13 protein-coding genes are annotated in these 13,012 nt (G+C 44.6%); 5 read left to right on the forward strand and 8 right to left on the reverse strand.

The genetic code is table 11. The features are described 5' to 3' along the window. Positions 1–248 precede the first annotated feature (248 nt). Positions 249–1,829, forward strand: a complete 1,581-nt coding sequence (gene serA / locus F6K52_RS06640) for a phosphoglycerate dehydrogenase (protein ID WP_293075594.1) — start codon at positions 249–251, stop codon at positions 1,827–1,829. A gap of 180 nt (positions 1,830–2,009) precedes the next feature. Then, positions 2,010–2,906 carry a 50S ribosomal protein L11 methyltransferase gene (gene prmA, locus F6K52_RS06645; RefSeq protein ID WP_293075596.1) on the forward strand — a complete coding sequence of 299 codons (897 nt, stop codon included), beginning with the start codon at positions 2,010–2,012 and terminating at the stop codon, positions 2,904–2,906. Positions 2,907–2,917: 11 nt separating this feature from the next. Here the strand turns inward: prmA and F6K52_RS06650 are convergent, their stop codons facing one another. From F6K52_RS06650 to F6K52_RS06680, 7 genes are all read right to left on the reverse strand, one after another. Continuing rightward, on the reverse strand, positions 2,918–3,556 hold the full coding sequence (locus F6K52_RS06650) for a HEAT repeat domain-containing protein (protein ID WP_293075598.1): 639 nt from the start codon (positions 3,554–3,556) through the stop codon (positions 2,918–2,920). 386 nt (positions 3,557–3,942) lie between these two features. After that, positions 3,943–4,779 carry a HEAT repeat domain-containing protein gene (locus F6K52_RS06655; RefSeq protein ID WP_293075600.1) on the reverse strand — a complete coding sequence of 279 codons (837 nt, stop codon included), beginning with the start codon at positions 4,777–4,779 and terminating at the stop codon, positions 3,943–3,945. 248 nt (positions 4,780–5,027) lie between these two features. After that, positions 5,028–5,516 carry a phycocyanin subunit alpha gene (gene cpcA, locus F6K52_RS06660; RefSeq protein WP_293075602.1) on the reverse strand — a complete coding sequence of 163 codons (489 nt, stop codon included), beginning with the start codon at positions 5,514–5,516 and terminating at the stop codon, positions 5,028–5,030. Positions 5,517–5,605: 89 nt separating this feature from the next. Continuing rightward, positions 5,606–6,124, reverse strand: coding sequence for a phycocyanin subunit beta (locus F6K52_RS06665; protein WP_293075604.1), 519 nt, complete (start codon positions 6,122–6,124; stop codon positions 5,606–5,608). 543 nt (positions 6,125–6,667) lie between these two features. Further along, entirely contained in the window at positions 6,668–7,402 is a 735-nt protein-coding gene (locus F6K52_RS06670) for a phycobilisome rod-core linker polypeptide (protein ID WP_293075606.1), read from the reverse strand. Positions 7,403–7,938: 536 nt separating this feature from the next. After that, positions 7,939–8,682: a phycoerythrobilin:ferredoxin oxidoreductase gene (locus tag F6K52_RS06675; protein ID WP_293075608.1), complete on the reverse strand. Its 744-nt coding sequence runs from the start codon at positions 8,680–8,682 to the stop codon at positions 7,939–7,941. Then, complete coding sequence (locus F6K52_RS06680) at positions 8,679–9,416, reverse strand: 15,16-dihydrobiliverdin:ferredoxin oxidoreductase (RefSeq protein WP_293075610.1); 738 nt, start codon at positions 9,414–9,416, stop codon at positions 8,679–8,681. The genes F6K52_RS06675 and F6K52_RS06680 overlap by 4 nt, the downstream gene beginning before the upstream one ends. Positions 9,417–9,913: 497 nt before the next feature. On the opposite strand from F6K52_RS06680, the gene F6K52_RS06685 reads away from it, so the two are divergent. After that, the gene (locus F6K52_RS06685) at positions 9,914–11,194 is read left to right on the forward strand and encodes a nucleotidyltransferase family protein (protein ID WP_293075612.1); all 1,281 of its coding nucleotides are present in this window, start codon (positions 9,914–9,916) and stop codon (positions 11,192–11,194) included. Positions 11,195–11,258: 64 nt separating this feature from the next. On the opposite strand, the gene F6K52_RS06690 is transcribed toward F6K52_RS06685, so the two are convergent. Next, positions 11,259–11,963 (reverse strand): HEAT repeat domain-containing protein, encoded by a 705-nt coding sequence (locus F6K52_RS06690; protein ID WP_364416363.1) that lies wholly within the window; start codon positions 11,961–11,963, stop codon positions 11,259–11,261. A gap of 167 nt (positions 11,964–12,130) precedes the next feature. Here F6K52_RS06690 and F6K52_RS06695 point away from each other — a divergent pair, with 167 nt between their 5' ends. Both F6K52_RS06695 and F6K52_RS06700 read left to right on the forward strand, forming a co-directional pair. Further along, positions 12,131–12,703, forward strand: a complete 573-nt coding sequence (locus tag F6K52_RS06695) for a phycobilisome protein (RefSeq protein WP_293075614.1) — start codon at positions 12,131–12,133, stop codon at positions 12,701–12,703. A gap of 90 nt (positions 12,704–12,793) precedes the next feature. Beyond that, on the forward strand, positions 12,794–13,012 hold a 219-nt coding region (locus tag F6K52_RS06700; protein ID WP_293075616.1), incomplete at its 3' end, for a phycobiliprotein lyase.

The raw sequence follows: 13,012 nt of genomic DNA on the forward strand, positions 1-13,012 counted from the left end.
TCCATGAAAGATGAGGGAAACTTAAAATCTTTTAGATCAGTAGCTATCGAGGGATACCTTTGCAGTTAAGATAGCATACTGCGGTCAAAGCTACTGAATGTGAACAAATAGACCTGTTCAACTACATTTGGTTGTAGTTAAGTGCTATTGGATGATGGTTCATCAAATAGTACTCTTGGGGTTGATCTGAGTTTCTCATGGCATAGCTCCAGCACCGTGTGTATAGCCCATTAACCTATCTTCTGGTCATGTCTAAGGTTCTTGTTTCTGACTCAATTGATCAAGCTGGCATTGATATCCTTTCCCAAGTTGCTGAGGTTGATTTCAATCCGAATCTATCACCGGAAGAACTATTGACAATTATCCCAGACTATGATGCTCTGATGATTCGCTCTGGCACCCGCGTTACCCAAGAGGTAATTGAGGCGGGCAAGCAACTCAAGATCATCGGTCGTGCTGGTGTTGGGGTTGATAACGTCGATATCCCAGCAGCAACTCGTAATGGAATTGTAGTGGTTAACTCTCCGGAAGGAAATACTATAGCTGCAGCCGAACATGCCCTGGCGATGATGCTATCCCTATCTCGCCATATCTCCGATGCCAATCAGTCAGTTAAAAGCAATAAGTGGCAGCGTAAGCTTTTTATTGGCACAGAAGTTTACAAAAAAACCCTTGGTGTAGTTGGCTTGGGTAAAATTGGCTCCCATGTAGCAACTGTCGCCCGAGCAATGGGAATGAAGTTGCTCGGCTATGACCCCTTCATTTCGGTAGAACGGGCTGAACAACTAGGCTGTCGTTTAGTCGAGATGGATTTGCTGTTGCAGGAGTCTGATTACATCACACTCCATATCCCGAAAACTCCAGAAACTGCTCATCTGATTAATGACGAAGCCATTGCTAAGATGAAGCCAACTGCCCGAATTATCAACTGTGCCAGAGGAGGCATTATTGATGAAGAAGCTCTGGCTAAGGCACTAAAAGAGGGTAAAATTGCTGGTGCAGCATTGGATGTTTATGAATCAGAACCACTAGGAGAATCCCCCTTGCGTGAATTGGGGAAAGAAATCATTCTGACCCCCCACCTAGGGGCATCTACCGCAGAAGCCCAAGTTAATGTTGCTGTTGATGTAGCCGAACAAATTCGGGATGTCCTCTTAGGGTTACCTGCCCGTTCAGCAGTTAATATTCCCGGATTGTCACCCAATGTGATTGAAAAACTCAGACCATACATGGAGTTGGCAGAAACTCTGGGTAAGCTAGTTGCTCAACTGGCGGGGGGACGCATTGAATTACTTGATGTCCGATTACAGGGAGAGTTAGCTACCAACGAAAGCCAGCCCTTAGTGGTGGCTGCCCTCAAAGGCTTACTTTCCCAGGCACTGCGAGAGCGGGTAAACTATGTGAATGCATCCATTGAGGCAAAAGAGCGGGGCATTCGGGTAATTGAAACCAGGGATGCTTCGATGCGAGACTATTCTGGGTCAATACATCTATCAGCCACCGGTTCCATGGGTAAACATTCTGTAACGGGTGCTCTGTTAAATGATGGGGAAATCCACATTACCAGTATCGACGACTTCCCGATTAATGTTCCTCCCACTCACTATATGTTGTTTACCCTACACCGGGATATGCCGGGAATTATTGGTAAAATTGGCTCTCAGCTGGGTAGTTTTAATGTCAATATTGCCAGTATGCAGGTGGGTCGCAAAATTGTGCGGGGTGACGCAGTTATGGTTCTTAGTCTAGATGACCCCTTACCGGAGGGAGTTTTAACAGAGATTATGAAGGTGCCAGGGATCAGGGATGCTCACACGGTAACTTTATAAGTTAACTACTGAATACGTTCAGTACTGAATACGTTCACTATTGAGTGCTGAGTGCTGGGTGCTGAATATGGGGAAAAGGTTATAGGTACAAACAATCTTGATCCTTAAGTTTAGACCACGTACCTCTCCCTGCTGACTCCCCACTCTTAAACTCAGCACTCTCGACCTCGGAACTAACATATGGCAAACAGCTGGTGGGAAATTCAAATTTTGTGCGACTCTGCCTTAGAGGATTTAATCTTCTGGCGACTAGAAAAGTTTGGTTGTCGAGGAATGTCCAGCCAGCTTAAGGGACATTCTCAACTAGTGCTTGCTCACTTACCCCAAATACAAGCACAGCTGTTGGATCTGGCAGCTCTTGCCCTTTGGGTAAATCAGGATGCCCTTACTGTAGGGCTGCCAGTACCGATAACTCGGTGGCACCTGATTGATGAGGAAGATTGGGCAAGTAGTTGGAAACAATACTGGGAACCCCAAGAAGTTGGCGATCGCTTTTTGATATATCCCGCCTGGCTACCCTTACCAGACCCTTCCGAACGGATATTGTTACGCCTTGATCCTGGAGCAGCATTTGGCACAGGTACCCATCCCACCACTCAGTTATGCCTGGAAGCATTAGAGATGCGTCTGGGCTTCAGCAGTGATCACGACAATGTCGTAGCGGATATTGGCTGTGGTTCGGGTATTCTCTCCATTGCCTCGGTGTTGTTAGGGGCTAAAAAGGTCTATGGCGTGGATATTGACCCCTTAGCCGTGGGTGCTGCCCGCAACAATCGCTCTCTTAACAACATGTCTGACGAGGATCTGGTGATAGAACAGGGTAGTCTAGAAACCTTGTCTAAGCTTACTAATGGTGAACCAGTAGATGGCATTCTCTGCAATATTCTGGCAGAGGTGATTATTGATTTAATTCCACTAATGAATGCGATGGCGAAACCCACCAGCTGGGGAGTTATCAGTGGTGTGTTATTAGATCAGGTCAAACCAATTGCTGATACCCTAGAACAAAATAACTGGATTGTCGCCACCCTCTGGAAGCGTCAGGATTGGTGTTGTTTTAATATTCGGCGCTCCTGATTAGTTATTCTTTATGCAAGTTGTTGGATAGCCAGTTGGATACGGGTGCCCACTGTTACATCGGTTTCAGTCTTGAACATTTGGGCTAAATGAGTTTTGATAGTCTCAGCCAGCTCCGGATAGGTGACCACTACAGCAGTAGCTAGACCTTGCAATCCTACTACGGAAGAATAACGAACTACCCATTCTGAGTCTTGACAGGTTAGCAGTAGTGTTTTAAAAGCTTGTTCTTGGGCAGCAGGAATTTTATTTCTAGGCATATCCTCCCAGTCCAGATTACCCAGACCTTTTGTTGCAGCTCGACGGACGCTCATAGAAAAGTCAGTTTCAGCAGCTTCGATTAAGGTATCGAAGGCTCTAGGATCGCCAATTCCTGATAGTGCGCGGATTGCCCAGGCTCTACCTCCGTAGTTATAGTCATCAATTAGGTTTAGCAATTGCTGTACTGCTGTTTTCCCGAATCGCACTATTCCACCAGCAGCTAATTCTGCTGCACCTGGGTTGTTGTAGCTAAAAACTGCAATTAAAGTGGGTATCGCAGCTTCTATATGGGCATTAGCCAGGATTCTCACTGCTTTTACTAAACTATAGGCAGAATCTGCCTCTTTCACAGCTCGAATTAATTCTTGCTCTTGGGTTGTGTTGGTCATGCAGGGGTCTAATATCAAGTCTGGTTGAATACCAATAATCTAGGGGAGTGTGAGGAGATGGGAATATTTTTATTAAGCGATGCAGCGCCTTCATGCGGGGGTTTCCACGGGGCTTACAAGGTGCGGACGCAGGTTCCGCACACAGACCCAAAACCATGAGCGACTGCATCAAGACAGGGTAATTATCCTGATATGATATAAGCTTAAAAGTTGTTTCCCCTAAGGGTTTTATCGTGGTAGGTTTAAAGCAAAAAACAAAAGTATCAAAACCTAATAGTTTTGAAGTAATGCTTCGATAAATGGTTTAGATAAAATCGTTATCTAAAATTTTAGATAAAATTATTTTATACTTGTTTCTTAATCTTTGATACTTTATCCTTCACACTTCAAAGAAGACCATCCATCAAATTAATAGTTCTAATTGCCGTCTCTGATAGTTGGCAACCATCAGTGGGATGGCTTTCTAAGTAATGCTCTAGAATTCCTTTGAGCGCGATTAACCTGAGACTATTTTCTGCCCAGGTCTTAGCGATCGCATCTGCTGCTGGTAAATAACCAATTGCCCCGAGATCGGAAAGAGCTCCTCGCCTCAGTTGCACTTGATTAGCACTCAAAGCTTTGATTAAACGTTCAGCATAAGTAGGGTTTTGAGTTAGCTGGTACATTGCCCTGGCGGCGGCATACTGTTCCAACTCGTTGGGATGCTCTAGGAATACTTCAATCAGGTCAATCGCTTCAGTTACACCAAGATCCCCCAAGGCTTCGATGACAGCATTATAGGGTTGGGCGAGGTGGGGACTTCCGGGTATAGGCTCGGCTGCTTCTAAACCTCCGTCTAGGAGTTTGATCAGCTTGGGAATACAGGTACGATCTTCTAACATCGCTAAAGATTGTACCGCTGCTTCCCTAACATAAAAATCTGGGCAGTCTAAACAATCAATCAGCGCAGGCACAGCTCGATGGTCTCCTAGTTTGCCCAGAGCCCTGGCAGCATTCCGGCGCAGAGGATACCCTCCTAATTCTGTCTGGTTTTCCTGATCCTCTAGCGCAGCAATTAGGGCATCAATTGCCAGTGGTTCCCGGACTCGGAACTTTCCTAGCCACCATGCTGCATAATAGCGAAGCCCCTGGTCGTTGCCTTGTAGATTGGCGATCGCTTGCTCTACAGTTAAAGACTCAGAGTTATCAGTCTCAACATAATTCTCAAGACTAGGCTGCAACATTTAAACTTCTTAATTTAAACATATTAAGTTTCATTTTAATTACTTTTTTGAGCAGGGAGGATAAGACTCAATTAAATCTCCTGTCTCCTCAAAAAACCTGCCAATTTCTTACATCGAACTCAGGTAATGGATGCTTCCTAGATAGACGAGCCAGATAGACCAACTGTATAGACAAAACAATGCCCGGAAAGGTCAGCAGATGCTAGTTCTTGCTAACACCTGCTGACCTTTCCAGGCCAAAAGAGCAATTAGCTCAGGGCGTTAATAGCGTAGTCAATGTAGTTATTTGCCTCAGTAGCAGGCTGACCAGTTAAACCATGGTTAGCCTTGATGTACTTGAGGGCTTCGATGTACCAGCTTGGAGACAGCTCGAAGGTACGGTTGATTTCATCTAAACCAGCAATCAAGTACTCATCCATCGGTCCAGTACCACCAGCAACTAGGCAGTAAGTCACCATACGCAGATAGTAACCGATATCACGGGAGCATTTTGCCTTGCCTGTAGGGTCAGATGCGTAGGTTGGTCCAGGCATGCTAGTGGTGTAAGGGAATTTGTTATACACCGCTTGGGCTGCACCTTCAGTCAAGGTAGAGGCTTTAGCAGTCAAGGCTTTTGCTGCTTCTAAGCAAGCTGTAGCCCGCTGGAATCGACCGAAGGCAGTCTGGATTTCTGTATTACTTAAAAAACGACCTTGAGCGTCAGCAGCAGCTACGGCTTCTGTAAGCGGGGTTTTCATTGTCTAGGTATCTCCCTAATATTTTGTCAAGTTTTCAAAAACGTTTGAAGTTGTGATAGTTAGACAGCAAGTGATATGCCTTTAGCGTTTTAGGCAACTGCACCAGCTGCTTTGTCGAAGTAGCTGGCAATTTCAGCCATCAGAGAGGTGCAATCACCAGGGGTGATGCCATTGGTGTCGTTAGCGATCGCAATCGCAGCATCCTTCATTTTTTCTACACCCACTGCTACGGAAGCACCAGGAGTTCCCAGCGCTAGGTAGGTTTCCCGTAGACCATTGAGGCAGCGGTCTTCTAGCACACTAGCATCACCAGCAAAAATGGCGTAAGTTACATAGCGCAGGATGATTTCCATATCACGCAAGCAAGCAGCCATCCGACGGCTGGTGTAGGCATTACCACCAGGATTGATTAACTGGGGTTGCTCAGCAAACAGGGAGCGAGCTGCGTTAGCCACAATGGTAGAAGAGTTGCTGGTAATGCGGTTTACTGCATCCATCCGCTTGTTGCTGTCAGCCACCATAGCGCTAAGAGCACTTAGTTGCTCTGCACTAATGTATTGACCCTGGGCATCAGCCTGCGAAACAAGCTTAGTAAAGGCATCAAACATTGACGGAATCTCCTACGTTAGTTGGTTTTGTTTCAAAACGGGCTTCAGTTAAACAGACTCAGACTGAATCAAAGTAAATCAAGCAGCCTGGAAGGGGATAGAACATGCTACAGCCACAGTCAATACTCCTATCTCTGTGTCTTGGTCTTTGTCCTAGTCTTTGTCCCATGAGTTGGGTTCAAAACGGATCGTTAAGAAAAATTACAAAACTTCACGTTTTGGTCAGAGACCTAGGAATGCTGTGTGTCAACCGGTTGGTTGGCTTTTGCCTGTCACTATTTACCCTTCAGGTAACTTTTATACAATGATGTCGAGCCTTTATTCGTTACATCTTGTTAAGAGTTTAAGATTTTTTTATGTCTGATTGCAACGGCAGATCAGAACTGGCTTGCTATAGCGACCCTGTGGATTCGCTCCACATTGGTGCTGGAAGCCTCTTGGTTGGTTACTTCCTGCTCAAGACACAGCTCAGCTGTTCACTCTAACTAATTGGTCTAGCCGTTGGCAGCTAAGTAACATTTCTTATCAAACCTACACTCACAGCTACAGACTGATAATACCCCAGGCCGCTAAGGCGATGGCGATTGTTCCCCCAAGTAAGACTACAGCCCCTGCCTTAGTGATTAATCCTGCTACAAAGCGGACTGAGGCAGGAGGATAATAGGTTTTGAAACCAATTGGTTGGTGTTTGAAGTAACCCAGCTGTTGCAGTTGAGTGCGGTAGTCTTCCCCATAACGAGGCATCCGGGCAAAGGGTAGCTCCCCTTGAGTACGCTGGGCTATGATCCGCCGCCGCTGATAAGGCACGGTGTCATCACCAAAGTTTTCCAGGTACTCGTCGCTATCGAGCAGAGCATCAATAAAGTTTTTTAGCCCTTTGGTAGCCAGCACTATTGACCAGGCTAATTTCTCCTGCTCGCTGTAGACATCACGCCCCAAGATGCGTTGTACACACATCTGGACAAAACGGTAGTTGTTGTTGGTCTGATAATTGCGCTGCCAAAAAGGTTCTGATGTTGCTAGACCACGAATGAACTCGCGCACCGTGATTTGACCAAATCTCAGCTGTGATTCTAAAAAGGTTTGGCGGTTGCTTTTGAGAATCTGTTGTTCATTAAAAATCTGACTATAGGCTGACCTAATCAACTCATCCATTTCCGATGGAGAGAGCAGATTAGCTGTAGTGTATAGTTTCGGCTGCTCATCTCCAGGCACCTCATATCCAGCGACGCGCTGATTTTGGGTTGAGGGCGGATACTCTAGCAAAGGAATTGTCATTAATCACCTCTATGATCGTAAACCTCAGTCACAATCACAGATTAGGGGATCAGCTTCATACAAGCCTAACTTTTTTAAAGGTTCTTAATTAAAAGATATATTTTTTAATTTTAGCGACTTATGAAGTATTAAGTATTAAGTATGCTTTCGCCCATTAAAACAACCTTGTTTTGATGCAAAGCGCGAGTGGGGAGGGGCTGCATCAAGACAAGGATTTGAGATATATCAAAAAAATTTGTTTCTGGCTACTGTTACGGTTTGGCGATCGCGGCTAGGGGAAAGGCTAAGATCTTGCACGTTTCATTAAAGGCTCTAAAATTGTAGGAGTATCGAGTCAGGAGCTTTGAGTCATGATAGATGGAATCAAGATAAATTATTGACCAGTTAATTGGCAATTAATCAGAGTTTTATTAAGAAAAAAATTCTGTATTATTCCCATCAATTCTGTATTATTATCTTGACTTATCACTCCTGACTCCTGAAAAAACTAACCACTTTCTTAAATCGAACTGAGGTTAAGTTTTAAAATCCTAAGCTTAAACCTGTGCGAGCTTCCGCTCTAGGTCAAATAAGAAACCATGGATGTACTCCTCAGTCCATTCGCTGCCATAAAATCTCTGAAACATACCACGAGCTGGGTCTTTCTCAGCACGATAACCCAGATAACGCAGTTGAGCTTCCTTGATGGCTTCGAGATGTTTGGAATCAGTAATTACTTCTGCCTTATCCACAAAATCCAAGTAAGCTGTCAGATAGTCCTTGAACGCAGCAAACACCCGATTTTCCACTACTTCGGTTTCCTTAGGGCGTGTCCACAGGAAAGCTGGGGAAAAGAACGGTGTTGCTTCCTCAGGAAAGTCTCCTCCCCAAGGCAAATGCTGTTGATGGGCTTTGAAAATCGGTAGGATAGGTTCGGTGTAACGAGCTTGATAGGCTGGGTCATCCCGGAACAGGGGCTGCATATCCAAGGCAATCAGATGTCCACCAGGTAAGGTCACTAAGTCAGCCCCGAAGAAGGGCAGGTCATAGTTGAGGTGGGGGAAGATCACAAAATTGAGTACCTGTAATGCTGCTCCCCCCTGGACGTGAGCAGCTCGAATTTGTCTGATTTTGGGGGCAGCAAAGGCATAACTCGTCGTCAGGACATCTTGCTGCTTTTTACCTTTACCCACTGTTGCGAATTTGCTTTCAAACCCAGGGGGAATGGGATAAGGCTGTAGATCAAGGCGCTCTTTTAGATATGCGATCGCGTAGTCTAGAAACGGCTGATAGAGAGTCATGTTTGGCTTTGACTAACGGCTAAAGGCATCGCATTTTCAAATAAGAACTCATATAAGAACTGCTCTGACCACTCGGGACCAAAGTAGCTGCTGAACAGACCATGGGCTGGGTCTCTGTCGGCACTATACTGGTCGTAGTCTTTCTGTGCCTTAACAATGCGCTCAATATCTTCTGGCTCAGTTAGAGGCTCAGCTTGCTCCACCATTTGCCAATATAACGCCAAGTAGTCTTTGTAAGCCTCAAAGACTTCCGTTTTCACTGTCTCTAGGGAATCGATTTTGGCAAACAGTAGATACTTAGAGAAGTATTGGTTAGCATCGTAAAACTTCATTTCTAAGTTTTGTGCCAAGTCCTGATAGCGATCGCGAATGACTCGCATCGGTTCAATATATTTTTCCTGATACGCTTCATCCCTGAACAATGGCTGAAAGTCTAGAACCACCAGGATTTTCTTTTTGCCAAAGGCTAAGAAGTCAATCCCTAGCAAAGGGATATCGTAACAGTGACTAGGATACATTACACTGTTAAACACTTGGGAGACTGGTCCAACATCCATGTAGGTATAGCGAATCTTCCGCAATTCCGGGCATTGGTAACACCAGCTTTGAATAATCGCCCGATGTTTAGCGCGATCGCTTACCTGACGTTCTAACCCTGGGGGTATCGGTTGACTGCTTAAATCAAACCGCTTGAATAGCTCTTTTTCCAGATAGTCCAGGAAAGGCTGATACATTTATATTGCTCGTATACATAGTAAAACCCTTACTGAGCATAGAGGATTGCGATACTTCCTGTCTCATTTCTCCCAGACAAAGAAATAATCGTTAACATTTGCCTGAGCTAACCTTTGCCTGGCTAAATAACCCAAATCTACCTAAGGGGAAGCTTTCCTTGCCACCCTGTCAAAGCATTAGCAAGGAAAGCGCTGCCAGTCAATAGGGATTACTTCAAAACTAATCCTTATTGTGTTATACGGCAAGGTACTTCATCAAAACTTTGCACGCCTCGCCAGTCAAATGTACTGAAAACCCCAGTTTTTTCTGTAAGTAGTAAGTAAATAGTAATCAATTACTGAATAGATTACTGAATAGATTATTTTTATCAATTACCTTTGAGCCGTAATTCGCTAATTTTCCCATTTTAAAGGGAAAATTCAAGTCTTAATTGCCATTGTATCCGCCACATGCATGGTGGGGGTTTCTACAGGGCGAGTTTTTATATCAACCTTGGATGATGACTTTAACCCCATTAACTACTATAGCATCAGTATCGATAACTAACCGAGAACTCCAAACTAAACCAGAACTCCAGTTACTCCTCTACTGTGTCCGAACCAGCATCGACGAAGCGACTGCTGAGTCTATCAAACGTTTACTGCTTGACCAAGACATCGACTGGACTTATCTGCTCAAAACAGCTCGCCGTCAGAAAGTCTTACCGCTGCTGTACCATAGTCTCAAAAATACCTGCCCAGACCTGGTTCCCCAGAACATCCTCAAACAACTCCGAAATTATTTCCAGCACTTAGTCGTACACAACACATTTCTCATTCAGAAACTACTCAACCTCCTGACTCTTCTGGAGAAACACGGAATTTCTGCTATCCCCTTCAAAGGGCCTACCCTTGCTGTTTCAGTTTACGGGAATCTGGGGCTGCGGCAGTTTGGTGACTTAGACATCTTAGTTGATCACCAAGACATCCCCACAGTGAAAGAATTACTCCTGTCTCAAGGGTATGAATTGCAAAAAGACCTAGGCTGGGAGTATCACTTTGTGGATAAAAAGAGTCGAGTCTGTATTGACCTTCATGAGGGGATTGTACCCGATTTATTCTGTTTGCCATTAGATTTTGAGTATTTGCGATCGCATCTTCAGCCTCTATCTCTTGCGGGTAAGACAGTATCTACTATCTCGCCAGAACAGATGCTGTTAATTCTGTGTGTGCAATTGGGCAAAGACTGTTGTCACTGGAGTGTACGTCTGGCTCAGTTATGCGATGTTGCTCAACTACTGCGTACTCATCCCCAGTTAGATTGGGGCAGAGTACTGGCAGAGGCTGAAAAGCTTGGTTGTGAACGCATGCTCTTGCTTGACCTTTGCCTAGTCAGGGATTTGCTGGGAGTCACGTTGCCACAGATAGTCTTAAATAAATTGCAAGCCCAACCAGTCTCCCAATCCCTAGCTCTCCAAGTACGCTCACAACTTTTCCGTGACCTTGAAGTCGGCCCTAAGCTCCCAGAAGCAAAAGGGTTTTGGGCTTTTTTCTTGTCCTACAATCATCAGTTCTACTTCAGCATGAGAGAGCGTCTCCATGACAGAGTGATGTACTGTCTCCATTGGCTAAAAAACAGTTTGTTTGTTACCGTCATGCCCAACGAAGCGGATTGGGCGTTACTCTCCCTGCCTAGAGTGCTGGCTTTCCTGTATTATCCAATCCATATAATACGGCTGTTAATTAAGCATGGCATACAACCAATTTTAAGAACTCATCACGAGCCCCACTCCTTGTGATACCGAGTTGCATTCAAAGATAGTAGATTGGTTGGATACTTACTCTGTTCACCAAACCAATGCTCTAGAGGGAACTATCTAAAGCAGCAGCTACCACCCGATGCTCTTGATCCTTCATCAGTTCTCCCAATGCTGCTTTAGCATCGGGGGAATCAAATCGTTTTAGGGCACGGGCAACATGCATCCGAATACGCCACCATTGTGCATCTTTCAGAGCCAGAATTTGCTGCAATGCCTCAGTTTCCTTAATAGTACCAGCCAGCAAACCTAGGGCATCAATTCCTGCTTCTCGGACAGTTGGGTCTTCCCCTGCTAAGCCGCAAATACAAATAGTATAGAGTTCTTCTGGACAAGACATTTCCACCAAAGCAGCAAGAATGCTACGGCGCACCAGCCAGTGATCATCCTGTTGAAAGGTAGTGACCAGATGAGATATTGACACCTCTCCATACTTAGACAGGGAATTGGAAGCTTCTGCTCTTACATTGGGATCCTTATCAAATTGCATTAAATTTAACAAGGCAGCATAGGACTCGTCACTCCGTTTATTCCCCAGTCCCATAGCCACAAAGGAGCGCACTAAAAACTCTGGGTCCTTGAGTTTACTTGTAAGTAGGGGAACAGCTACATCTGAACCATACTCTCTCAAAGCAGTAAGTGCCCTGAGGCGATCCTGAGCATTTGGACTTTTGAGAGAGATTTCGATTTGGCGGATGTCCATAGCACTACAGAGCCAGCTTTTTTTACATTTCTTAATACCTTTAATCAAAGATTATCATAATTTAGTATACTGCTGTGAAGTGAACTAGCCGTAGCTTCCCCTAGTAGCTCAGGCTAGTTCACTTTATAGTTTTTGTTAACCCTTGCGTTGATGAGATGGTAAGGTCAACCTTCAACCTTCAACCTTCAACCGTCAAACTTCAACAAAAATCAACCATGATGACTCAATTAAGCGACTATCTCAAAGAGCTAATTACCAAAGCCAGAATTGTCAGCTTTGCCAACTGGCAAGACTCCTATCCCCCAGAGATTATCCAGCATTTCCAGGCAGCTGATGATCATGGTCGCTATCTTAGCGATGATGACTTGCAGCAGATTAAAGCCTCTTCACCAGATACGGAGCCCTTAATCAATACAGCCAAATTTTTGCGGGATAACGCTTCTGATATTGTTTCTGAAGCGCGGGAAACCGTATTGGCTCAATATCCTGATATTACTAAACCAGGGGGTGCTCTTTATCCTGCCCCACGAGCAGAAGCGTGTTGGCGAGATTTTTGGCATTTCCTCCGCTGTATTACCTATGGGATTGCTGGCAGTAGCACCGAGTTTACCAGTGCTGAAGGACTGCACTATATGAACTTGTTGTACAAAGAAATGCAAGTCCCAATTCCCGCCATGGTATCAGGATTAGAAGAGATAAAGGCTGCTAGTTTAAAGAGATTATCTGAACCAGACACAATAGCCCCCTATTTCGAACATTTAATTAATAAATTGAAACAATTTAGCTAAACCAATACCTCATAATTAAAACTATAAAAACTAGAATAGATAGTAACAATTTTAAAATAAATATTTTAAAATTTTTTAATTAACAAAATCATGTCCATATCCAAATTTAAATACTTCTTTGATTGCTGTGTAGGAAGCTGGATGGCACAACGTACCTATCATAATCTGACTCACCAGGAGGTAGAGCGCTCCCTTACAGAATTCACCATTGAACCCCTGTCTTCTGCCCTCAAAACTAAGGTGTTGATCGATAATCAGCAACCTGACTTACCTAATATCAATGACCTGTGTGGTTATCATCTTGGTTTC

This window comes from Moorena sp. SIO3H5, from assembly GCF_010692395.1.
Lineage (GTDB): Bacteria > Cyanobacteriota > Cyanobacteriia > Cyanobacteriales > Coleofasciculaceae > Moorena.